Here is a 23,514-nt window from a genome sequence, read left to right on the forward strand (position 1 = left end):
CGCGTCACTTCGTGTAGCGCAGTTCCCTGCCGCCAACCGTTTCCACCAAGGCGCCGTCGTCGGCCACGGCCAGGACTTTGTGCAGCGGCGCGCTGGCCGCGCCGTCCGGCACGTCGATATCGATGCGAATGGACCGCGTGGCCGGATCGATGCGGCTCACATCCACCTCATGCCAGCGTTCGCCAGCCGGCAACGGCACGAACACGGCCAGGGACTTCAGCGCGCCCTCGGAGATGGGCACGCTGACGCCGTCCGCGCCTTCCGATCGGCGCGGCCCGCCGCCGTAATCGGCATCCGCCGACGACGCCGCCACATCGATGCTGACCGGCCTGCCCCGGTGATACACCCGCACCGTCAGCATGCCGGGCTCGGCGGGCAGGCTGTCGGCGCGCACGCTGGCGATGGTTGAAAACGGCCGCAGCGGCGGCGTGTCCAGGAAAACCTGCTTGCCGTCGGCGCGCCAGGCTCCATGCGCGTTGATGTCGACGGCGCCATAGCTCAGGAAGTATTCGAAGCTGCCGTCCTCGCGCAGCAGCAATTCGCTGCCGACCTCCCGAACACCGACGAGGAAATAGTGCCCTGGAACACGGATGGCTTCGGTGGATTTGTTCGCGGCCTTCGCGCCCAGGCGCCGGCCTTGCGCGGCCGGTGGCGCGCAGTCCGCCTGCAGCGTGACGCCCGCGTGCTGCAAGGTCTGCGCGAAGATCGGATCGGACTGGCAGACGAGCGCCATGCGAAACGACTGCCCGGACGGCGCCACGGCCGCGTCGAACCGCGCGTGATGCCGAGCCAGCAGGGCCAACATCCCGGGCTGGCCGGTTTCGAGCGCAACCCACGCAGGCCCACGACCCGAGGCGGCGCCGGCGTCAGGGCTCGCGCCCGCCTCCAGCAGCGCATTCGCCAAATCCTGGCGGCCCAGCCGTATCGCGGCCGTCAGCGGCGTGTCGTCGCCGGCCACCGGCGCGTCCAGGTCGGTTCCCGCGTCCTTGAACTGGCGCAGCACCTGGACCACGGTGTCGTGCCGCGCGGTGATCAGTTGCCGGCTTTGCAACAGCATCGACACGACGCGCTCGGGCAGGCGGCGTCCATCACGCGCGCATGCCGATTCGTGGCCGGTGAACCCGGCCGCATGCAGTTGCGCAAAGTAGCCGGGCTTGTCGACCAGCACGAACTCGGCGTTGTCCGGCAGGCAGGCCTGCGCGATCGCCTGGCCATTCGCGGCACTCACGCGGCGCACCGTGTCGATGTCCCCTGACACCACGGCGGCGTTGAGCAACGCGTACGGGTTGGGCGCTGCCGGTAGCCGCGGGTCGTCGAACCGGGCGCCGGCGCGCAGCAGCCGATCCAGCATGGTGGCGTCCTGACGGCCGATCAGCCAATACAAGGCGCTCTCGCCGTCCGGTGCGATGGCGGCCGGGTCCGCGCCCTTGGCGAGCAGCGCGTCGACGACGGCGACGTGGCCGGACGTGGCCGCCAGCAACAGGGGCGGCGTGCCGCCCGCATCCTCCGGCCCCGCTGGCGCGGCATTCCGCCCGGCCGCCGGCGCCGGCGGATTCACCGGCACGCCAGCGTTGATCAGCATCAGAGCCAGCGTCGTATCGTTGTTTTCCAGCGCCTGGCGGATGGCGCCCGCGTCCAGGGTTTTCATGTCGAACCCCGCGTCCGCGAACATGCGCAGGACCGCCGCGCCCTGCCCGCCCGGTTGCCGCAACAGCTGCGCCACCGGCGAGTTGCCGGGATCCTGCAACGCCGCGCGCAAGGCGTCGGGCGTCATCGCGGACAAGAGGGTGCGCAGCATCGTCGTGTCCCCGGCCCGCACCGCGGCATCCAGCGCCGACTGGCGGTCGTAGCCATCGCGCCGCAAGCCGGGATTGGCGCCCCCGGCGAGCAGCGTCTTGACGACGTCAGGCTTGCCGGCTTGCACGGCATCGGCCAGCGGGGTGTTGCCATGCGGCTCCGCGGCGTCGCCATCGACCGGCGCCCCCAGGGCCAGCAGGCGCCGCACCGTCTGCGCGTCGCCGCGCTGTGCGGCCAGGTTCATGATGGGCCGGTTGCCCATCTCGGGTTTGGCGAAGAGCAGACCGCCTGAGCCCACCTGCGGGCCGCGTTGCGCAAAGGGCATGTCCGCGCGCAACAGCAACCCGGCGGCCTCGGGGTGCCCGCCCTCGACCGCCGCCTGCGCCGCGTCCAGCCACACATCGCGTTCCCCGCTCTCGCCCCACCCCGTGGCGGGGATCGTGCGCGGACCCTGCTCCATCAAGAACGACACTGCCTGCGCATCCCCCTGGTAGGCGGCGAACGCCAGCGCGGTCAGCTCCTCTTCATAAGCGGGGCGGCTGCCCGAGGCGGCCAACGCGCGCAGCGCTTCTGCCCCTTCGGTCAATTCCACCAACGGGAGCCAGCACAGGAAGTCGGCCGCCGGCCGCACCCGGCCTTGTCCGTCCGTCATCGCGCTAGACGCGGCGGCCTTGTCCGCGGCGTCCAGCGCCGCATAGGGACGGCTGGCGCCGGCGCCGAACAAGGCCACCACCATCCGCGTCATGTTCTTGCGATCGACAAGGCGCGGCAGATAGGTCATGCGCACCGCATATTCGAAGTCGCGATTCAGCAGGAATTCCAGGGGCGTGTCGTTGGCGTCGCCGCGCTGGTCCGGGTTGGCGCCCGCGGCCAGCAGCGCCTCGATCGTCTCTGGCGAGCCGTACAGCAGGGCCAGGTGCAGCGGCGGGCGCCGCGACTCGTACGTGATGTCATCCAGCGCGGGCTTGGTGGCCAGCAATGCCGCCAGCATCCGCGCGCGGGCCGGCAGGCCGGCCTCGTGAGCCTGGCGCAGCCGCGCGGAATCTTCCGGCGTCAGGTCCCAATACACGTACTGCGATCGCAGGCCGCGAGGCGGCATCAGCAGAGCGTGCAGCAACGGCACGCCGTTCAAGGCATAGTTGCCAGGGCGTTCCACCTGCGCCAGCGCGGCCAGAAACGCCGCCTCATCGTTGCGGCCGACCGCCGCGAACAGCGCCTCGGTCTGCGGGGTATCGGCGTTTTTGTACTCGCGGTACGGCGACGCACAGTTGCAATCGGCGGCTGCGGTCGGCGTGACTGAGGGCGCGGTGGCTGCGGGCGCTGCCGCCGCCGACACGGAGCCAACCCCCGTTGCCCATATCGCCGCGGCCAGACCGGTAGCCGCCCATTTCAGGTTTCTGTTTTGGAACATCCTGCCGCCATGGTTTGGGGGGAAAGGATTTGCGGCGCGGAAAGATCAGCTTGGGTCGCGCGTGGAACGCGTGGATTGCACCTGGACCTGCGCGCCGCCCTGCGCGAAGCTCAGGTCCAGCGGCTGGCCCGCCGATAGCGCGGCCGCGTCGCGAACAATGCGGCCCTGCTCGTCTCGGGCAATCGCGTATCCGCGCGCCAGCGTGTTGCCAGGATCCAACGCGCGCAACTGCGCGGATGCGGCGGCAAGCCGGTTGCGACGCTCGACGAGCAATCGCGTCTGGGCCTGGCCCAGACGGCGCACGGCGCCGGCCAGGCGTTCCGCCGCCCGGCCCGTGTCGGGCACGCGATGACTGAGGCGCTGCGCCAGCAGATTGACCCGCGCGGTGCGCCGCCCTTGCGGCGCCGACCAGCCCGAGGCCAGGCGGTACTGCAGGCTGTTCAGGCGTTCGCGCTGGTGCTGCAAGCGCTGCGCCGGGGAAACGAGCTGCGCGGTGGCGCGATCCAGGCGCTGCGCCGCCCGCTCCAGCCGCCGTTGCTGGCCCCGCACCATGGTCTGCAGGGTCTGCATGACGCGGCCGAGCAATTCGGCGCGCGGCGCGCATGCCAGTTCTGCAGCGGCAGTAGGCGTGGGCGCCCGCAGGTCGGATACGAAGTCCACGATGGTGAAGTCGGTCTCGTGGCCCACGCCGCTGATGACGGGGATCTCGCTGACCGCCACCTGGCGCGCCAGGTCCTCGTCGTTGAAGCTCCAGAGGTCTTCGATGCTGCCGCCGCCGCGCACGAGCAGCAGCGTGTCCACTTCGGCTCGTTCATTGGCCAGACGCAATTGGGCGGCCAGCTTGCTCGCGGCGTCCGCACCCTGAACCGGGGCCGGGTAGATGATGACCGGAACCTGCGGCGCCCGCCGGGCCAGCGCCGACAGCACGTCGCGCAGCGCCGCCGCATGCAGCGAGGTGATCACGCCGATCGCGCGGGGCAGCCGGACCGGCTCGCGCTTGCGGGCCGGATCGAACAGCCCCTCGGAAGCAAGCTGCTCTTTCAGTCGCAAAAAGGCCTCGTACAGATTGCCTAATCCTGCCCGTCGCATGGCGTCAGCCTGCAGCTGATAGTCGCCCCGCGGCTCGTACAGGGAAACCCGGGCGCGGATCTCGACCTGGTCGCCCGCCCGGGGCACGAAACCCACGGCGCTGGCGCGGCTGCGGAACATGACCGCCCGCACGGCGGCCCGGCTGTCCTTGAGCGTGAAGTACCAATGCCCGGATGCCGCCTGCGTGAAGTTGGAAATCTCTCCACGCACCCACAGCGCCGGGATGCTGCGCTCCAACAACTGCCCCACTGCTTGGTTCAACTGGGCAACTGTAAGGATTTCCCGCGCAAATGCGTTGTTTGTGACTGGGAGTTCAATTGTCATGAGGCTTTCCGATGCGAACCTGTCCACAGGGCAGGCGGAGCGGGCCGCAATGATACCGCGTCCCCAGGAATTTGCAGCAACGGCCCAGAAACGCAGCAAATTCGGTGTAAGTACATGATTTATATATTCTTTTATGCGATAAGGCGCTGCGCTCAATTGAAGCAAACAAGCGCAAGCCCTGTGCCCATAAGCCTTCTGGCTGAGTTCTACACAGAATTATCCACAGATTCTGTGGATAGTTTGGGATCGCCCCGCCTTGCCACATGCGCGCCGCGCCGTTACAGTTTCGGCTTGTTCAGACGCCACGATGCGCCCCCTCCGGCGCCTTCGGCTTCTCAGGAGTTGACGCTTTGCTTTCCATTCTGCGCGAGGCCGGCTGGCCCATCTGGCCCCTGCTGGCGACATCCGTGCTGGGCTTGGCGCTGATCTTCGAGCGCTTCCTGTCCCTGCGCCGAAGCCTGGTGATGCCGCGCGGCCTGAACGATCAGGTCGCCGATATGCTGCGCAATCACCAGGACACACCCGAATCGATCCACCGGCTGGAACGCAATTCGCCGCTGGGCCGCGTGCTGGCCGAAGTGATGCGTCACCGTCACCTGCCCCGCGAAGAGCTGCGCAACGTGGTCGAAGACACGGGCCGCGCCGTCGCGCATGATCTCTCCCGCTACATTTCCGCCATCGGCACCATCGCCGTGGTCGCGCCGCTGATGGGCCTGTTCGGCACCGTCGTCGGCATGATCGAAATCTTCGGCTCCTACACCCCCGGCGGCGGCGATCCGGCCCAATTGGCGCGTGGCATCTCGATCGCCTTGTACAACACCGGTTTCGGCATTCTTATCGCCATTCCCGCCATGATCGCGCACCGCTACCTGCGCGGCCGCGTCGACAGCTACCTCAATGCGATGGAACAGGCCGCCTCGCGCCTGATCCGCGCCCTCGCGCCGGCGCGCGCCCCCCGCGAGGCCCGTCCATGAATTTCCGCGGATCCCGGGGCGATCGCGATGAGCTGGACATCAACCTGATCCCGCTCATCGACGTCCTGCTGGTCATCCTGATCTTCCTGGCGGCCACCACCTCGTTCACGCGCTTCACGCAGTTGAAGGTGACGCTGCCGCAGGCGTCCTCCGAACAGGACACGCCGCCCGCGCTGGAAGTCGCGGTCAGCCAGGATGGCCGCTACGCCCTGAATGGCACCCTGATCGACGTCTCGACCCCGCCCGAAATCGCCGAGGCCCTGCGCCAGGCCGCGGCCGGCAAGACCGAGCCGCTCATCATCATCAACGCCGACGCCCAGGCCACCCACCAGTCCGTGATCAACATCATGGAAGCGGCCCGGCTCGCCGGCATCGGCCGCGTCAATTTCGCTGCCCAGACCAACCGTTGAAAACCAGACGCGCATCACTGCTGGCCCGCCAATGGCAGCGCGGCGGCTGGCTGTCCACCGCCCTGCGCCCCCTGTCCGCGCTGACCGCCTGGGCGGTGGCGCGCAAGCGCGAACGCTACACCAGCGGCGCCAAGGTGGCGTACCGCGCCCCTGTGCCGGTGGTCGTGATCGGCAACATCTACGTCGGCGGCACGGGCAAGACGCCGATGGTGATCGCCACGGTCGAGAACCTGCGGGCGCGCGGCTACACGCCGGGCGTGGTCAGCCGGGGCTACGGAGTCAAGGTCGGCCCACACCCCCGCGTGGGACTGGGCGACCTGGAAGCCGCCCGCTTCGGCGACGAACCGGCGTTGATCGCCCGCGCCACGGGTGCGCCGGTGTCCATCCACCCCAGGCGCGCCCTCGCCGCCCAGGCCTTGCTCGACGCCCATCCCCGGGTGGACGTCATCGTCTCGGACGACGGCCTGCAACACCTGGCGCTAGCGCGCGACATCGAAATCGTGGTGCAGGACCAGCGCGGGGTGGGCAACCGGCGCCTGCTGCCGGCCGGCCCGCTACGCGAGCCCGCCAGCCGGCTGGCCGACGTGGACGCGGTGGTGACCAATATCGGCACGCCCGACGCCGGTCCTGCGGCATCCCTTTCGGTGTCTGACACCCCTCTGTCCGTGTCTGACACCCTTGAGGCACGTTCGCAGCCTGACGGCCGTCTCCCCAGGGTGTCAGACACCGCCAGCACCCTCCCCCGCCAGGTCCAGATGTGGCTCGAACCCGGTCTGGCGCGCCATATCGGGGGACGCGACACGCAGCCGCTCTCCGCCTTTGCCGGCCAGACCCGCATCGCGGCCGCGGCCGGTATCGGCAATCCGGAGCGCTTTTTCACCACGCTGCGGGCAGCCGGCATCACGCTGTCCGCGACGCTCCCGCTACCCGACCACCACGACTTCGCCACGTCGCCGTTCCAGGCGCTGGACGCCGACGTCATCCTCGTCACCGCCAAGGACGCCATCAAGTGCGGCGCCCTGAACGATCCCCGGCTGTGGGAAGTGCCCGTGCAAGCCGCGTTCTCCGACCCGGCGCTCTTTGACTGGCTGGCCGACGCGCTGCGCGCCCGAAAAGCGCGCCCGGGCGGCGGCCAGAACAGCGGCGCCAAAAGCCGGGGCCGCAACCCAACGGCGTAACCGGCGGCTTGCCGCAAGCCCGACGAGCCGCGCGCTGTCCGGCGGCAAAACTGTTTTAGAATCCCGGTCATGGAATCCCGCCTTCTCGACATCCTCGTTTGCCCCTTGTGCAAGGGCCGCCTCGAACACGACCGCCAGCAGGCCGAGCTGATCTGCCGTGCGGATCGCCTGGCCTTCCCGATCCGCGACGGCATTCCGGTCATGCTGGAGTCCGAAGCGCGCGCGCTGGACGACGCCGCAGCCCCCCGCTGACCGCCGCATCGTGAGCTTCATCGCCATCATTCCGGCGCGCACCGCCTCGACCCGCCTGCCCGACAAGCCGCTTGCCGACATCGCCGGCAAACCCATGGTCGTGCGCACCGCGGATCGCGCCGCGCTGTCGGGCGCCTCGCAGATCTTCGTCGCCACCGATGACCTGCGCGTGCAGCAGGCGGTGCAGGCGCACGGGCTGCGCGCCCTGATGACCCGCGGCGACCACCCCACCGGCACGGACCGATTGGCCGAGGCGGTCGAGCAACTGGGCCTGCCCGACGACGCGATCGTCGTGAACGTGCAAGGCGACGAGCCCCTCATCGAGCCCGAACTCATCGACGCAGTCGCCGCCAAGCTGCAGGCCTATCCGCAGGCGGACATCGCCACCTGCGCGTGCCCGCTGGCCGACGCCGAGGCGCTGTTCAATCCCAATGTCGTCAAGCTCGTCTGCGCCGCGGACGATCGCGCGCTGTACTTTTCGCGCGCCCCCATTCCGTGGGCGCGCGACGCGCTGGCCGGCGGCGCACGCGTGCTGGCCGACGGCCTGCCCGCCTGGCATCACATCGGCCTGTACGCCTACCGCGCCTCGTTCCTGCGCCGGTTCCCCACGCTGCCGCAAGGCACGCTGGAACGCTTCGAATCGCTGGAACAACTGCGCGCCATGGAGCATGGCCACACGATCGTCGTCCATCGGGCGTCGACGCCTCCTGCAGGCGGGGTAGATACCCCGGCCGACCTGGAGCGCGTCCGCTTGATCTACAGCAAACCGATATAAGGGTTATTTCGCATGGCGCAGCCCCGCATTGGCTGCTGCGTTGCGGCATAATCCCCCGGATCACAAAAAATAAACCCCTTCAGGAGCACTCATGCGTCTCATCTTGCTCGGACCCCCCGGCGCCGGCAAAGGCACCCAGGCTGCGTTTCTAACGCAGCACTTCGGCATTCCCCAAATCTCCACCGGCGACATGCTGCGCGCCGCCGTGAAAGCGGGCACCCCGCTGGGTATTGAAGCCAAGAAGGTCATGGACGCCGGCGGCCTGGTTTCCGACGAGATCATCATCGGCCTGGTGCAAGACCGCCTGACGCAGCCCGACTGCGCCAACGGTTACCTGTTCGACGGCTTCCCCCGCACGATCCCGCAGGCCGACGCGCTCAAGAGCGCCGGCGTCAAGCTGGACTACGTCGTGGAAATCGCCGTTCCCGAAGAAGACATCATCGAACGCATGAGCGGCCGCCGCGTGCACCAGCCCAGCGGCCGCAGCTACCACGTGCGCTTCAACCCGCCCAAGACCGAAGGCAAGGACGACGTGACCGGGGAAGACCTGGTCCAGCGCGACGACGACCGCGAGGAAACCGTGCGCCACCGCCTGTCCGTCTATCGCGAACAGACCCGTCCCCTGGTCGACTACTACTCGGCCTGGGCGCAGCAGGATCCCGCCGCCGCCCCCAAGTACCGCAAGATCTCCGGCGTGGGCGCGGTCGACGAAATCAAGTCGCGCCTGTTCGAAGCCGTTCAAAGCTGATCGGCGCCTCGACGGCCCAAAGGCCTTCGGCGCCGGCCGGACGCACCGCGTTCCGGCCCTGGCCCGAAGGCCTTGTCGCATCCGGCGCCCGGCGCGCCGCCTTCCTTCCCTTGAACTGATCTGGTGGTACACACATGGAAATCGCGAACAAGGTATTCATCGTTACCGGCGGCGCATCCGGCCTGGGCGCCGGCACCGCCCGCATGCTGGTTGAAAACGGCGCCAAGGTCGTCATTGCAGACCTGCAGGACGAGCCCGGCGAAGCCCTCGCCAAGGAACTCGGCCAGCGCTACGTGCACTGCGACGTGACGCAGGAAGCCGACGGCAAGAAGGTCGTGGCCGCCGCGCTGGAACTGGGCTCGCTGTTCGGTCTGGTGAACTGCGCGGGCGTTGCCCCCGCCGCCAAGATCGTCGGCAAGAACGGCGCGCATCCGCTGGACCTGTTCCAGAAGGTCGTGTCGATCAACCTGATCGGCAGCTTCAACATGATGCGCCTGGCCGCCGAGGCCATGAGCGCCAATACGCCCGAGCCCACCGGCGAGCGCGGCGTGATGATCAACACGGCGTCGGTCGCCGCGTTTGACGGCCAGATCGGTCAGGCAGCCTATGCCGCCTCCAAGGCGGGCGTGGCCGGCATGACGCTGCCCATCGCGCGCGACCTGGCCAAGACCGGCATCCGCTGCATGACCATCGCCCCGGGCATTTTCGGCACCCCGATGATCTTTGGCATGCCGCAGGAAGTGCAGGATTCGCTGGCCGCCAGCATCCCCTTCCCCGCACGCCTGGGCCGGCCGGAAGACTACGCCAAGCTGGTCCACAGCATCATCACCAACGACATGCTCAACGGCGAAACGATCCGTCTGGACGGCGCCATCCGCATGCCGCCGAAGTAATCCAGCGCAATGGCCGGCCCGCCTGGGCCGGCCGTGCTGGCGGCCGGCATTCCGTCCCCATCCTCCGCGGCGATCCGGCCCGCATTCTCTTCAGTAGTCATCCATGAGCCTGTTCCGTTCGGCCGCCACGGTCAGCAGTTTCACGTTGCTGTCCCGCATTTCCGGCCTGGTCCGCGACATCCTGGTGGCCCGCGCCTTTGGCGCCGGCCCCATTACCGACGCGTTCTGGGTTGCCTTCCGCATTCCCAACCTGCTGCGCCGCCTGTTCGCCGAAGGCGCCTTCGCCCAGGCTTTCGTGCCCATCCTGGGCGCCGCGCGCAACAACCGCTCCGAGGACGAAGTCCGCACGCTGCTGGACCGCGTCGCCCTGCTGCTGACCGCCGCATTGATGCTGGTCACGCTGATCGGCATCATCGCGGCGCCCTGGGTGGTGTCGGCGATGGCCAGCGGCCTGCGCGGGGCGGCGCGCGACACCGAATTCGGTGCGGCGGTCTGGATGACGCGGATGATGTTCCCCTACATCCTCTGCATGTCCCTGATCGCCTTCGCATCGGGCGTACTCAACACATGGCGCCGCTTCGCGGTTCCGGCCTTCACGCCCGTGCTGCTGAACCTGTCCATGATCGGCGCCTGCATCTGGCTTGCGCCGCGCATGGACGTGCCGGTGTATGCGTTGGCGGTCGGCGTCATGATCGGCGGCGTGGCGCAACTGGCCGTTCAGTGGGTCGCGCTGGCGCGCCTGGGCCTCACGCCGCGGTTTTCGCTGCGCTTTGGCCAGGCCTGGGCAGATCCCACCGTGCAGCGCATCCTCAAGCAGATGGCGCCCGCCACGCTGGGCGTATCCGTCGCGCAGATCTCGCTGCTCATCAACACCAATATCGCGACGTGGCTGACGCCCGGCAGCGTGACGTGGCTGTCGTTCGCCGACCGCCTGATGGAATTTCCCACGGCGCTTCTGGGCGTGGCATTGGGTACCGTCCTGCTGCCGAGCCTGTCCGCCGCGCACGCCCGCGACGACCACGGCGGCTACAGCGCACTGCTCGACTGGGGGCTGCGCCTGGTCCTGCTCTTGGGCCTGCCCGCCGCGGTCGGCATGGCGCTGCTGTCCGACGGGCTGGTCGCGACGCTGTTCCATTACGGCGCCTTCGACGCGCAGGACGTGTTGCAGACGCGCTTGGCGGTGATCTCTTACTCGGCGGGATTGATCGGCCTGCTTGCGGTCAAGATCCTGGCCCCCGGGTTTTACGCCAAACAGGACATCCGCACGCCCGTGAAGATCGCCATCGCCGTGCTGGTGGTGACGCAGCTGCTGAACGTGGCGCTGGTCCCCACGCTGGCGCATGCCGGACTTGCCCTGGCGATCGGCCTGGGCGCGTGCCTGAATGCCCTGGCGCTGTTGATCGGCCTTCGCCGCCGCGGCGTCTACCAGCCGGGCGCCGGCTGGACGGCGTTTGCCTTGCGCCTGGTGCCCGCCCTGGCCGGACTGGCCGCGCTGCTCTGGTATGCGGACACCCGCATCGATTGGATCGCCCTGCAGGCGCATGCCGGCCAGCGCGCGCTCCTTTTGGCCGGCGTTCTGGCCGCCAGCGGCGTGGTGTATTTCGGCATGTTGTTACTGTTTGGATTCCGTCCCAAGGACTTCGGACGACGCCCGAAGCCGTAATTCCCCCTGTTTGGGCTACATTGCCATCCAAAAGCCGGCCAAACGCCGGCTTTTCGCACTAAATTCGTCAAGAATTGACAAGCGGGCCGTAATCTTTGGTAAAAAACCTTTATGATTTAAAAATCGCGACTGAGAGGATCCCCTGCTGGCCCCGGCTGGCGGGAATATGAAGTGAAGTACGCCCAAGGACAACCCATGGCGGACCAGGTGATCAATTGGCTGTTATTGCTGCGCTCCGGCAAAGCAACGGCCCAGGACTACAACGACTTCCTGGCGTGGCGAGCGGCCGACCCTGTCCATGAGAACGCCTGGCAGCAATTGACGGGCACCCTGGCGGGATCGTCGTTCGGCCGGCTTGGCGATGTTTACGCCACCGGCAGCGGCGGCGGCGCCTCGGGCGCTGCCCCCTCGCTGATCCCTCCCCCGCCCGCGGCCATCATGCCGCCCCGCCGCCGATTCCTGACTGGTGCGCTTGCGCTCGCCGGTACGGGCGCGGCCGCCGCTTACGTCGGCAACGCCTTCTACCCGCTGAACAACGTCGCCGCCGACGCAGCCACGGCAACCGGCGAACGCCGCCGCTACCTGCTGTCCGACGGCAGCCAGCTTCTGCTCGACGCCCGCAGCCGCGTCGACCTGGATTTCACAGCCGCGTACCGCCAGGTCCGGCTTCTGGATGGCGCGGTCACCGTGTCCGTCGCGCCGGACGCCCGCCGTCCGTTCCTCGTCCAGACGGCGCAGGGCACGGTCCGCGCACTGGGCACCCGCTACATGGTGCGCCAGCAGGCGCAGCGCACGGTCGTGGTCGTGCACGAGCACGAAGTCGAAGTCGAGACCATGTCGGGCGCTCACGGCACCATCCGCGCCGGCACCGGCGCCCGCTTCGACAATGCCCGCATGGACACCCCCCGCGCCGAACTGATGGCCGAAGCCGCCTGGGAGTCCGGGTGGGTCGAAGCCCGCGGCCGCCCGCTGGCGGAAGTCATCGCCGCGCTGCGCCCCTACCGCAGCGGCACCCTGCGCGTGTCGATGGCCGCCGGGGGCCTGCCCGTGTCGGGCCACTTCCCCCTGGACGACACCGACGCCGCGCTGGACAGCCTGCAGGACCTGATGCCGATCCAGGTGCGCCGGTTCACGCCCTGGTTCGTGTCCATCAGCGTCGCGGCCTGACAACGACGGCCACGAAGGTCTGCCGGGCGCGGCGCTTTCCGTTGTATACTACGCACCGTGTTTTTATCCAGTAGGCGCCGCGAATTTTCCTCGCGTTTTCAAGAGGATCACTCGCAAGGGTTCTCCAACCCGGGAATTCTTCCCAGCAGCGCCCTCCCGCCCGGTTGACGGGCGCTCCATCGGTTAAAGCGACATTAAAAGCTTGCATTCCCCACGGGGCTTGCTACAATGTTCGACTTTGCCGAATTCAACTTACAAAGCAACATGGCCAATACCGCCCAAGCCCGCAAGCGCGCTCGCCAATCCGTTGAGCGCAACAAGCACAATTCCAGCCTGCGCTCGATGCTGCGCACCGCCATCAAGCGCGTTCGCCAATCCATCGCCGCTGGCGACAAGGCTGCGGCTGGCGAAGTGTTCCAGAAGGCCACCAGCGTGATCGATCGCGTGGCTGACAAGAACATCATCCACAAGAACAAGGCCGCTCGCCACAAGAGCCGCCTGGCTGCCGCCATCAAGGCGCTGGCCTAAGCCATTCTGCCGCCCCCGGTTTTCGGGGCGTCACGAATACGGCAAATGAAGAAGGATGCCCGCGGGCATCCTTTTTTGTTGGCTGCCGGTTTTCGCGGCGGCAAGACGCCGCAGGCCACCGTCCCTGCTACGTGCCCTGCGCGGCTGCCAGCTTGGCCTCGATGGCGGCCGCGGCGTCGCGCAGCGATTCCATGAAGGCGCCGACCAGCGGGTTGCCGGGACGATGCTCCGGAAACACCACGTTGACGCGGAACGGAAACGACCGCGTCAGCGGCCGGATGTGCAGCCCCCGCCCCACGAAGTCCAGCGCCGTCAATGGATTGACGATGGCCACGCCCAGCCCCTGACGCACGAACGTGCAAACCGACACCGCCGTGGGCGTTTCCACGATGGACCGGGGCAGCACGCCCGCCTGGGCGAATGCGTCGTCGATCTGGACGCGGTAGGGATCGTTGGCGGACAGGCTGACGAACGCCTGCCCTTCGAAATCGGCCAGGCCGATGGCGGCGTGGGCCAGCAGCGGATGGCCGTCAGGCAGCACGCAGACCTCATCAACCTGCGTCAGCAATTCCAGCCGCGTGCCGGCGGGAGCCGAATCCTGCTCGGTCAGGCCCAGATCGTAGCGCTGCGCGGTCAGCCATTCTTCGAGCAGCGGCGACTCCTGCGTTTCGACTGATAGGCTCACCCCGGGGTGGCGGCCGTGAAAGCGCAGAAACGCATCGGGCAGGATCGAATGCGAGAACGCCGGCAGCGAGATCACCGAGAGCTGCCCTTCCCGGAACGCCCGCAGACGCGCGGCGGCGGACGCCACGCGCTCCAGGCCGGCGTAGGACTGCCGCACCTCTTCGAAGAGCGCCAGCGCGGGCCTGGTGGCGCGCAGACGCCCCGCGACGCGTTCAAACAGCGCGAAGCCGATGGTCTGTTCCATCCGCGCCAGCTCGCGGCTGACGGTTGGCTGCGACGTATTCAGAAATTCCGCCGCGCGGGTCACACTGCCGGCGATCATCACGGCACGGAAGACTTCGATGTGGCGATGCGTCAGCATCCCAACTCCATATCAGGAATGAATCGATCCCGAAAATCAAAGCATTTTACTGGATGACGTAGGGCAGGCATCATGCCGCCTTCGATTCACTTTCCTCACGGTTCCGCTTCCATCATGACCTTCGATCCGCGCCAGCTCACCCAACTTGCCGCCGAACACGGCACGCCGCTCTGGGTGTACGACGCCGCCGTCATCCGCGAACGCATTGCGCAATTGCGCCGCTTCGACACGATCCGCTACGCCCAGAAGGCGTGCTCCAACCTGCACATCCTGCGCCTGATGCGCGAGCAAGGCGTGGTGGTGGACGCGGTGTCCCTGGGCGAGATCGAGCGCAGCCTGGCGGCCGGCTTTGATCCGCGCAGCGAACCCGAAGGCATCGTCTTCACGGCGGACCTCATCGACCACGCCACGCTGGCTACCGCGCTCAAGCACGGCATCACGGTCAACGCCGGGTCGCTGGACATGCTGGACCGCGTGGGCAAGGCATCGCCGGGCCATCGCGTCTGGCTGCGCATCAACCCCGGCTTTGGCCACGGCCATAGCAACAAAACCAATACCGGCGGCCCGCAAAGCAAGCACGGCATCTGGATCGGCGACGTGGCCGAGGCTATTTCCATCGTGCGCCGCCACGGCCTGAAGCTGGTGGGCGTGCACATGCACATCGGCTCGGGCGTCGACTACGGCCACCTGTCCAGCGTGTGCGATGCCATGGTGGACGTGGTGAAGTCGCTGGATCACGACATCGAGGCCATCTCGGCGGGCGGCGGGCTGTCGATCCCCTACCGCGATGGCGAGCCGCGCATCGACTGCGATCACTACTTCTCGCAATGGGATGCGGCGCGCCAGCGCATCGCGGCGTATCTGGGCCACGAGATTCGCCTGGAGATCGAACCCGGACGCTTCCTGGTCGCCGAATCCGGCGTGCTGGTCGCCGAGGTGCATGCCATCAACCGCCGTCCCGAGCGCGATTTCGCGCTGGTCGACGCGGGCTTCAACGACCTGATGCGCCCCGCCATGTACGGCAGCTATCACCGGATCTCGGTGCATGCGCCGGATGGCTCACATCCGCAGGACGCGCCCGAAACGCGCATCGCGGTGGCCGGTCCGCTGTGCGAATCGGGCGATGTGTTCACGCAGAACGAAGGCGGCGTCATGTCCGACCAGTTGCTGCCGCGTCCGCGCATCGGCGACTTCATGGTCTTTCACAACGCCGGCGCGTACGGCTCGTCGATGTCCTCGAACTACAACAGCCGCCCGCTGGCGCCCGAAGTCCTGCTGGACAAGGGCGAGGCGCGCCTGATCCGTCGGCGCCAGACCGTCGCGGAGTTGCTGGCGCTGGAGGCTTGAGCGAACCTGGGCCTCAGGTGGGGAACGCCTCGCGCAACGCGAAGGTCGCCTGCTTGAACACGCCCAGGTCGGTGCCCACGGCCACGAAGTGCATGCCCATGTCCAGGTAGCGCCGCGCGTCGGCATGCACGGGGGCCAGAATGCCCACGGCCTTGCCCTGCGCGGTCACCCGCTGGTACAGATGGCGGATCGCTTCCTGCACTTCGGGGTGGCCGGGATTGCCCAGATGGCCAAGCGCCGCCGCCAGATCCGACGGGCCGATGAACACGCCGTCCACGCCCTCGACGGCGGCGATCTCATCCACGGCCTCGATGCCGGGACGGCTTTCGATCTGCAACAGCACGCAGATGTTGTCGTTGATCGTGTGCAGATAGTCGGGCACCGTGCCATATCGGTTGCTGCGCTGCGCACCCGCCACGCCACGGATGCCTTGCGGCGGATATCGCGTGGCGGCCACCGCGCGGCGCGCATCCTCTTCGGATTCTATGAAGGGAATCAGCAGGTTGTAGAAGCCGATATCCAGCAGGCGCTTGATCTCGACCGGATCGTTCCAGGACGGACGGCCGACGGCCGCGCTGGCGCTTCCCTGCAGGGCCTGGAGCTGCTGCAGGAACATCGGCACCTCGTTGGGCGAATGCTCGCCATCCAGAAGCAGCCAGTCGAAATCGGCCAGGCCGACGAGCTCGGCGGTGATGTGGCTGGACATGCACATCCAGAATCCGATAAGCCGTTCGCGGGCCAGGATGCGCTGCCGGAACCGATTGGGAAGAGGTGAGTTCATTGCCGCCTTCATGTCAGAAAAAAATGCCGTGTCTCCCGGACGATCGGCATCAATGGATCTCGGGTTCGCCCGCGGGCGCGGCGCGCTCCTCGGACTGCAGAAAATCGAAGTCGCACCCGGTGTCGGCCTGGCCGATGTGCTTGAGATACAGCACGCCATAGCCGCGCTCGAAGCGGGGCGGCGGCGCTTGCCAGGCCGCACGCCGCTCGGCCAGCTCCGCGTCCGGAATCAAGAGGTCCAGCCGGCGGTTCGGCACATCCAGCGTAATGCGGTCGCCGTCTTTCACCAGCGCGAGCGGTCCGCCCACATACGATTCGGGTGCGACGTGCAACACACAGGCGCCATAGCTGGTGCCGCTCATGCGCGCATCGGAAATGCGCACCATGTCGCGCACGCCTTGCTTGAGCAGCTTTTGCGGGATGGGAAGCTGCCCCCATTCCGGCATGCCCGGCGCGCCTTGCGGTCCGGCGTTCTGCAGCACGATGACGCTATCGGCATCCACATCCAGATCCGGATCGTCGATGCGCTCGGCCATGTCGTTGTAATCCTTGAAGACGACGGCGCGGCCGGTGTGCACCTGCAGGCGCGCCTCCATCGCGGGCGGCTTGATCACCGCGCCATCGGGCGCAAGATTGCCGCGCAGCACCGCCAGGCCATCGCGTTCGATGAGCGCCTGCGCCCGCGGACGGATCACGTCCTCGTTGAAGATGCGCGCCCCCGCAATGTTCTCGCCCAGCGTGCGCCCATCCACCGTGCGCTGCGCGGTGTCCAGCAGGTCGCCCAGCTGCACCAGCATCGCGCGCAGGCCCCCGGCGTAGTAGAAGTCTTCCATCAGGTACTTGCCCGCCGGCCGCAGATTGGCCAGGACGGGCGTGGTGCGCGCCAGGTGATCGAAGCGGTCCAGGTCCAGCCCGAAGCCGCTGCGCCGCGCCATGGCGATCAGGTGCACCACGGCATTGGTCGAGCCCGACAACGCCAGCACGGTGCGCACGGCATTGTCATAAGAGGCCGCGGTCAGCAGGTCCGAGGGCTTCAGGTCTTCCCAGACCATGTCGACGATGCGCTTGCCCGTCAGACTGGCCATCTGCGCATGGCGTGAATCCGGCGCGGGGATTGACGATGCGCCCGACAGGCACAAGCCCAGGGCCTCGACCGCGCCCGTCATGGTGGACGCCGTGCCCATCGTCATGCAATGGCCGGGCGAACGCGCGATGCCGTCTTCCACGCCCTGCCAGTCTTCCTCGGTGATGTTGCCCGCGCGCAGTTCCGCCCAATACTTCCAGGTGTCGGACCCCGAGCCCAGCGTGTTGCCATTCCAGTTGCCGCGCAGCATCGGCCCGGCCGGCACGAAGATGGTGGGCAGGTCCATCGACACCGCACCCATGATGAGCGCCGGTGTGGTCTTGTCGCAGCCGCCCATCAGCACGCAGCCATCGGCGGGATACGAGCGCAGCAGCTCCTCGGTCTCCATCGCCAGCAGGTTGCGGTAGAGCATCGTCGTGGGCTTCTGGAAGGGCTCGGACAGGCTCATCGCCGGCATCTCCACCGGAAATCCGCCCGCCTGCCAGATGCCGCGCTTGACCTCTTCGACGCGCTGCTTGAAGTGGCTGTGACAGGGGTTGATGTCGCTCCAGGTGTTGATGATGGCAATCACCGGCTTGCCGGCGTAATCGGAGCGGTGATAGCCCATCTGCGCGGTCCGCGACCGGTGGCCGAAGGACCGCAGGTCCTTCACGCCGTACCAGCGGTGGCTGCGCAGGTCTTCGGGTTTCTTGCGATTGTTGGAATGGCTCATGTCTCGCTTCCTCTGCTCTGTGGCGGGGTCAATGCGTGTTCATACCATAAGACGCCCCGTCGGGGCGCGATCGCCAAGACGGACTCAGGCGGGATCCAGCAGGTACGGCGTGCCGGCGCGCTCGCAGATGCCGCGCAGGCGTTCGGCCAGCGCCGCAGGAATCGGAATGCCTTCGCGCAACCGGCGCACGCGCTCGGCCGCTTCGGGCTCGCCGGCCACCAGCACCGGTTCGGACGGGTCGGCCGGCGGCGTGTCGTGCATGGCGTCGATCATGTCGTCCATGTCCGACTCGAACGACCCCGCCGCGCGGAAGGCGTCGGGATTGAGCGCGAGAAAGAAGTGCCCGACGTCGTCGGGTTCGCCGGGACGGCGCGTGGCGGCGCGACGGGCCGCGAACGCGCTGCCGCTGAGCGTGCCGCCCAGGATCTGCGCCATCATCGCCAGGCCATAGCCTTTGTGGCTGCTCATGGCGGTGGTGCCGCCCAGCGGCGTGAGGCCGCCTTCGGGACGCTTGAAGATGAACTGCATCGCGGCGTCCGCGTCCGTGACCGGCGCACCCTGCCCGTCCACCGCCCAGCCCGGCGGCAAGGGCTTGTCCAGGAAGTCGTAGACCTTGACCTTGTTGGCCGCCACGGTGGTCGTGGCCATGTCGAGCACGAAGGGCTCGTTGTAGGCCGCGGGCGCGCCGAACGCGATGGGATTGGTGCCCAGCATCGGCATCGCGCCGCGCGTGGGGACCATGATGACGCCGTTGGCGCTGCTGGTGACCAGCCCGACCACGCCGCGTTCGACTGCGATGCGCGCGTAGACGCCCGCCGCGCCGAAGTGATGCGAGTTGCAGACCGAGACCGCGCCCACGCCATGCTCCAGCGCCTTGTCCACGGCCAGGTTCATGGCCTGCGCCGCAACCGGATAGCCCAGCCCGCCCATGCCGTCGATCAGCGCGCTGGCGCCGCCGTCGCGCACGACGCGCGCGCGAGCGTCCAGCCGCAGCGTGCCGGCGCGCCATTTTTCCTCGTAGGCGGGCAGCATGGAGATGCCGTGCGAATCGATGCCAAAGAGGTCCGTGCGCGCCATCAGGCCGGCCGTGGTGTGGGCCAGATCCTCGGCCATGCCCCACGCCATCAGCACCTGCAAGATCTGTTCACGCACCTCTTCCACCGGCACGGCCGTGGCGTTTGCTCCGTTCCCTGACACTGTCTGTCTCCTGTTGTCTTGTGGTGTGGCGGGCGGCGTTGGCGGCGTCAGTCCCGGTCCCGGTCGACCAACCGGTGACGGGCCTGGCCCAGATGGAACTGCATCGCGACGCGCGCGCGTTCGCCGTCCTGTTCGCGGATCGCATCCAGGATGGTCGCGTGCTCGTCCACGACGCGCTGCGCGCGCTGGCGCGAACCCGTGCGCGTCAGATTGAGCGTCAGGCGCATGAAGCCGCTGATGGATTCATGGATGCTTTCCAGCACGCCCAGATAGAAGTCGTTGCCGCTGGCCTCGGCGATGCTGGCATGAAACGCCAGGTCCGCTTCCGCCGAGACCTGGCCCTTGGCAAGCGTATCGGCAAATGCCGCATGCGCGTCGGCGATCTTGCCCAGCTGCTCGTCGGTGCGCCGCAAGGCCGCCAGGCGCGCGGCGTCGCCTTCAAGCGCCACGCGCACTTCTTGCGCGCGCAGATAGGCGCCGACATTCTGCACGTCGTTGAACGCCTTCAGGCGCGGCGCGGGCTGGTGGCTCACGAAGGTGCCCAGGCCCTGGTGCGCGGTAATGAGGCCGTCGGCGCGCAGCCGCAGCAAGGCTTCGCGCACGACCGGCCGCGACACGCCGTAGCGTTCGGAAATTTCGTTTTCGGAGGGAAGCTTGTCGCCGACGTTCAGTCCGCCGGAGACGATCTGTTCGAAGATCTGGCCGTAAAGCTGGTCCGCCAGCCGTACCCGGTGCCCGCGTTCCAGCACCGGCGCGGCGGACGCCTCCGGTTCGCCGGACGCAGTCGGCGCGGGTTGGGGGGATGCTTTGGGTCGAGCCACGTAACCTCCTGGTAGTAGGGCCTGTCCACGCGCGGGGAACAGGCCCTGACAGACTGCTGCGACACGCGGACGGCGCTCATCGTACCCGCAATGCGGGTCCGGCGCGCCGCGGCCGTCACGCCGTGGCGGTCTCGCGGTCCCAGGCGGCCAGCGCGCGGGCCACCGGTGCCACGCGCTCGCGCTCGGCGCTGGAGATGCCGGTCAAGAGCGGCAGCATCGGGCCCATGTCCGCCACGCCCGACAGCGTCACGGCGTCGTGCAGCACACGGATGGGACTGATGCTGTCGCGGCAGTCTTCCAGCCCGAGGTACTGTTCGCGCACGGCTTCGGCCTCGTCGTAGCGGCCTTCCTGCAGCAGATGCAGCAGGCGCATCGACCCGCGCGGCGCCACGCAGACCGATCCGGACGTAAAGCTCTTGAGCCCGAATTCGCGGTAGTGGACGATGGCCGGGCGCTCGCCGATGCCGCTGACGACCCAGCGCGAATCCACGGCCTGCAGCAGCGCCGACAGGTAGGCGTCTTCGGACGGATCGTCGCGCACGACGGCGTACTTGAAGGCGACCAGGCGGCCTTCCTCGATCAGGCGCGCCGCGGTTTCCGGCGCCAGGTAGTCCGCCGACTTGATGTAGACCACCGCCGGCTTGCCCAGCGCATCCGTGAAACGGCGCACGCCGTCGGCAAGCCCCGCGTCGGTGTACGGAAAGGACATGGGCAGCAGCATCGCCGTCGGGAACGCGCGCGAACGCAGGATGGCGGCCTGGTCCATCATCTTGCCGTAGTCGGGCCCCACCGACGGCAGGATCCAGGTGTCAGGGCCCGCCAGGCTTGCCAGCATGTCCACGATGCGGGCATATTCGCTCACACCCACGTTGTAGAAGTTGGCATTGCCGCCATACATGACGTTGCGCACGCCGCCCGCTTCCAGGTGGCCGAGCAACGCCTTGTTGGCCGATTCGTTGAGCGACAGGTCGGCATTGCGGGCCAGCGGCGGCACGGCGATGACCGAGCGCTGCAGATCCTGGGCGGTGACCGGGGTGGTTTTCATGGAAGGGCTCCTGGCGGGTGCAGTTGTCAGAGAAGTAGGGTCGAAAAAGTATACTTGGTTGACAAGCTATAGCTCAATACCTATATTTGTTTTACAAGTTGATCGGCAGCACGCAAGGCGCATGAGGCGCGGGCCGCATGCGTCTTCGAGTTCCCGGCTCGCCGGGAGCGGAATACCCCCAGAAACGATGCGCGGCCACGCGCACACCGAGGAGACGAATTCCATGTATGCAGCCCCTGCGCGAGGCCGGCTTCTTGCCGCCGCCCTCCTGACGGCCACCGCCTTTGCCCTGCCGGCCTCGCCGGCCTTCGCCGACTACCCCGAGCGGGAAGTCAAGATCATCGTCCCCTTCCCCGCCGGCGGCACCGCCGACATCGCCGCGCGCGTGGTGGCGGCCGAGTTGGGCAAAAGCTGGAACAAGCCCGTGGTGGTGGACAACAAGGCGGGCGCCGGCGGCAACGTCGGCTCGGCCGAAGCCGCGCGCGCCACGCCCGACGGCTACACCTTTTTGATGGGCACCGTCAGCACGCACGCCATCAACCAGTCCGTGTACGCCAAGCTGCCGTATGACCCGGTCAAGGACTTCGTGCCCGTCACGCTGGTGATTCCGGTGCCCAACATCCTTGAGCTCAATCCCAAGTTTGCCGACAAGCACGGCATCCGCACCGTGGCCGATCTGATCAAGTACCTGAAGGCCAATCCCGACAGCGTCAACATGGCGTCCACGGGCAACGGCACTTCCACGCACCTTTCAGGCGAACTCTTCCAGAGCATGACCGGCACGCGCATGACGCACGTGCCCTACAAGGGCAGCAGCCCCGCGCTGACGGACGTGATGGCCGGATCGGCGGACCTGATCTTCGACAACCTGCCCTCGTCCATGGGATTTCTGAAGGCCGGCAAGCTTCGCCCCCTGGCCGTTACGACGGCCAATCGCTCGCCTGCCCTGCCCGACGTGCCCACGATGGCCGAAGCCGGCGTGAAGGGGTATGAGGCATCGAGCTGGTTCGGGCTGATGGCGCCGGCCGGCACACCGCCCGAGATCGTCGAGAAGGTCCAGCGCGACGTGGCCGCCGCCTTGCAGCAGGAGCCCGTGCGCGCGCAGCTTCAGGCGCAAGGCGCGACGCCGTCCGGCAACACGCCCGCCCAGTTCAAGCAGTTCATGGCCCAGGAAACCGTCAAGTGGGCCGACGTTGTGAAGAAATCCGGCGCCAAGGTCGACTGACCCTGCACCGATCCGGGGCCTGCCCGCAACGCGTGAGCGGCGGGCTCTTCATCATCACGCGAACCAGGAGACACCATGAACAAACTGATCAGCGCCGTATTCGCGGCGGGCGCCGTTGTGCTTGGGTCGCCGGCGGCCCATGCCGCCGGTTACCCCGAAAAGCCCGTCACCATGATCGTGCCCTTCGTGCCCGGCGGGTCCTCCGACATCACCGCGCGTTCGGTCACGCCGGCGCTGTCCAAGATCCTGGGACAGACCTTCGTCGTCGAGAACAAGCCGGGCGCGAACAGCGCTATCGGCGCCCAGGCGTTGGCCCGCTCCACGCCGGACGGCTACACCATGATGGTCGGCTCCATCGGCACCTTCGCCATCAACGAAGCCCTGTACAAGAACCTGTCGTACAACCCCAGCAAGGATTTCGCCTACCTGACGCAGGCAGTGCGCAATCCCAACGTGCTGGTCGCGGCGCCTTCGTTCCCGGCCAGCACCGTCGCCGAGCTGGTCGACTACGCGAAGAAGAATCCGAATCGCGTGTCGTACGCCTCGTCGGGCACGGGCTCGTCGGATCACCTGTCGGCCGTACTGTTCCGCCAGCGCACGCAAAGCACCGGCGTGGACGTGCCTTACAAGGGCGGCGGCGCGGCCATCGCGGACCTCATCGGCGGGCAGGTCAACGTGTCCTTCCAGAACCTGGGCGCGGTGCAGAACCACATCAAGGCAGGCAAGCTCAAGGCGCTGGCCATCACGGGCGACGCCCGCACGCCGGACCTGCCCGATGTGCCGACGCTGACGGAGGCCGGCATCAAGGACATGGTGGTGTATTCCTGGCAGGGCTTTGCCGTGCCCAAGGGCACGCCGCAGCCGGTCGTCGACAAGCTGGCCGAGGCGCTGCGCACCGCACTGCGAGAGCCCCAGACCCAGAAAACGCTGCAAGGCATGGGCTTCGAGGTCGTCGCCAACACGCCGCAGCAGTTCGCCGATTTCCAGCAGGCTGAAGTCAAGCGCTGGAAGGACGTGATCCAGAAGGCCAACATTCAGCTGGAGTAACG

21 protein-coding genes are annotated in these 23,514 nt (G+C 67.8%); 13 read left to right on the forward strand and 8 right to left on the reverse strand.

The annotated features are described in order from the left end of the window. Positions 1–4 precede the first annotated feature (4 nt). Positions 5–3,208, reverse strand: coding sequence for an ankyrin repeat domain-containing protein (locus tag QEP15_RS15540; RefSeq protein WP_152384805.1), 3,204 nt, complete (start codon positions 3,206–3,208; stop codon positions 5–7). Between the two features lie 45 nt (positions 3,209–3,253). Further along, the gene (xseA, locus tag QEP15_RS15545) at positions 3,254–4,621 is read right to left on the reverse strand and encodes an exodeoxyribonuclease VII large subunit (RefSeq protein WP_152384806.1); all 1,368 of its coding nucleotides are present in this window, start codon (positions 4,619–4,621) and stop codon (positions 3,254–3,256) included. 350 nt (positions 4,622–4,971) lie between these two features. Here xseA and QEP15_RS15550 point away from each other — a divergent pair, with 350 nt between their 5' ends. The 10 genes from QEP15_RS15550 to rpsT all read left to right on the forward strand — a co-directional run bounded on the left by QEP15_RS15550 (position 4,972) and on the right by rpsT (position 13,209). Further along, positions 4,972–5,595 (forward strand): MotA/TolQ/ExbB proton channel family protein, encoded by a 624-nt coding sequence (locus tag QEP15_RS15550; RefSeq protein WP_152384807.1) that lies wholly within the window; start codon positions 4,972–4,974, stop codon positions 5,593–5,595. After that, a complete protein-coding gene (locus tag QEP15_RS15555) occupies positions 5,592–6,005 on the forward strand; it encodes an ExbD/TolR family protein (RefSeq protein WP_056562648.1) in 414 nt (137 codons plus the stop codon). Before QEP15_RS15550 ends, QEP15_RS15555 begins: the two co-directional genes overlap by 4 nt. After that, on the forward strand, positions 6,002–7,183 hold the full coding sequence (lpxK, locus tag QEP15_RS15560) for a tetraacyldisaccharide 4'-kinase (RefSeq protein WP_280147672.1): 1,182 nt from the start codon (positions 6,002–6,004) through the stop codon (positions 7,181–7,183). Before QEP15_RS15555 ends, lpxK begins: the two co-directional genes overlap by 4 nt. Positions 7,184–7,252: 69 nt before the next feature. After that, positions 7,253–7,435, forward strand: a complete 183-nt coding sequence (locus QEP15_RS15565) for a Trm112 family protein (protein ID WP_056324258.1) — start codon at positions 7,253–7,255, stop codon at positions 7,433–7,435. Between the two features lie 10 nt (positions 7,436–7,445). Beyond that, positions 7,446–8,210, forward strand: coding sequence for a 3-deoxy-manno-octulosonate cytidylyltransferase (gene kdsB, locus QEP15_RS15570; RefSeq protein ID WP_062840671.1), 765 nt, complete (start codon positions 7,446–7,448; stop codon positions 8,208–8,210). Between the two features lie 91 nt (positions 8,211–8,301). Further along, positions 8,302–8,958: an adenylate kinase gene (adk, locus tag QEP15_RS15575; protein ID WP_056324253.1), complete on the forward strand. Its 657-nt coding sequence runs from the start codon at positions 8,302–8,304 to the stop codon at positions 8,956–8,958. A gap of 134 nt (positions 8,959–9,092) precedes the next feature. Beyond that, on the forward strand, positions 9,093–9,851 hold the full coding sequence (locus QEP15_RS15580; RefSeq protein WP_056324250.1) for a 3-hydroxyacyl-CoA dehydrogenase: 759 nt from the start codon (positions 9,093–9,095) through the stop codon (positions 9,849–9,851). Between the two features lie 103 nt (positions 9,852–9,954). Beyond that, complete coding sequence (gene murJ / locus QEP15_RS15585) at positions 9,955–11,514, forward strand: murein biosynthesis integral membrane protein MurJ (protein WP_152384809.1); 1,560 nt, start codon at positions 9,955–9,957, stop codon at positions 11,512–11,514. 195 nt (positions 11,515–11,709) lie between these two features. Beyond that, positions 11,710–12,681: a FecR family protein gene (locus tag QEP15_RS15590; protein ID WP_062840668.1), complete on the forward strand. Its 972-nt coding sequence runs from the start codon at positions 11,710–11,712 to the stop codon at positions 12,679–12,681. A gap of 264 nt (positions 12,682–12,945) precedes the next feature. Then, entirely contained in the window at positions 12,946–13,209 is a 264-nt protein-coding gene (rpsT, locus tag QEP15_RS15595) for a 30S ribosomal protein S20 (RefSeq protein WP_043542310.1), read from the forward strand. 127 nt (positions 13,210–13,336) lie between these two features. Here rpsT and QEP15_RS15600 read toward each other — a convergent pair whose 3' ends face one another. After that, positions 13,337–14,254: a LysR family transcriptional regulator gene (locus QEP15_RS15600; RefSeq protein WP_152384810.1), complete on the reverse strand. Its 918-nt coding sequence runs from the start codon at positions 14,252–14,254 to the stop codon at positions 13,337–13,339. Positions 14,255–14,368: 114 nt separating this feature from the next. On the opposite strand from QEP15_RS15600, the gene lysA reads away from it, so the two are divergent. Continuing rightward, positions 14,369–15,601: a diaminopimelate decarboxylase gene (lysA, locus tag QEP15_RS15605; RefSeq protein WP_152385536.1), complete on the forward strand. Its 1,233-nt coding sequence runs from the start codon at positions 14,369–14,371 to the stop codon at positions 15,599–15,601. 13 nt (positions 15,602–15,614) lie between these two features. Here the strand turns inward: lysA and garL are convergent, their stop codons facing one another. From garL to QEP15_RS15630, 5 genes are all read right to left on the reverse strand, one after another. Further along, a complete protein-coding gene (gene garL, locus QEP15_RS15610) occupies positions 15,615–16,382 on the reverse strand; it encodes a 2-dehydro-3-deoxyglucarate aldolase (protein ID WP_142054657.1) in 768 nt (255 codons plus the stop codon). 49 nt (positions 16,383–16,431) lie between these two features. Beyond that, a complete protein-coding gene (gene araD / locus QEP15_RS15615; RefSeq protein ID WP_280147673.1) occupies positions 16,432–18,177 on the reverse strand; it encodes an L-arabinonate dehydratase in 1,746 nt (581 codons plus the stop codon). Between the two features lie 84 nt (positions 18,178–18,261). Then, positions 18,262–19,302, reverse strand: coding sequence for an Ldh family oxidoreductase (locus QEP15_RS15620; RefSeq protein ID WP_280148916.1), 1,041 nt, complete (start codon positions 19,300–19,302; stop codon positions 18,262–18,264). A gap of 119 nt (positions 19,303–19,421) precedes the next feature. Beyond that, the gene (locus QEP15_RS15625; RefSeq protein WP_175155985.1) at positions 19,422–20,123 is read right to left on the reverse strand and encodes a FadR/GntR family transcriptional regulator; all 702 of its coding nucleotides are present in this window, start codon (positions 20,121–20,123) and stop codon (positions 19,422–19,424) included. Positions 20,124–20,310: 187 nt separating this feature from the next. After that, a complete protein-coding gene (locus QEP15_RS15630; RefSeq protein ID WP_056324227.1) occupies positions 20,311–21,240 on the reverse strand; it encodes a dihydrodipicolinate synthase family protein in 930 nt (309 codons plus the stop codon). A 223-nt stretch (positions 21,241–21,463) separates the two neighbouring features. On the opposite strand from QEP15_RS15630, the gene QEP15_RS15635 reads away from it, so the two are divergent. Next, on the forward strand, positions 21,464–22,465 hold the full coding sequence (locus QEP15_RS15635) for a Bug family tripartite tricarboxylate transporter substrate binding protein (protein WP_280147674.1): 1,002 nt from the start codon (positions 21,464–21,466) through the stop codon (positions 22,463–22,465). A 75-nt stretch (positions 22,466–22,540) separates the two neighbouring features. Then, positions 22,541–23,512 (forward strand): Bug family tripartite tricarboxylate transporter substrate binding protein, encoded by a 972-nt coding sequence (locus QEP15_RS15640; protein WP_152384813.1) that lies wholly within the window; start codon positions 22,541–22,543, stop codon positions 23,510–23,512. Positions 23,513–23,514: the final 2 nt, after the last annotated feature.

The organism is Achromobacter mucicolens (genome assembly GCF_029866465.1).
Lineage (GTDB): Bacteria > Pseudomonadota > Gammaproteobacteria > Burkholderiales > Burkholderiaceae_B > Achromobacter > Achromobacter mucicolens.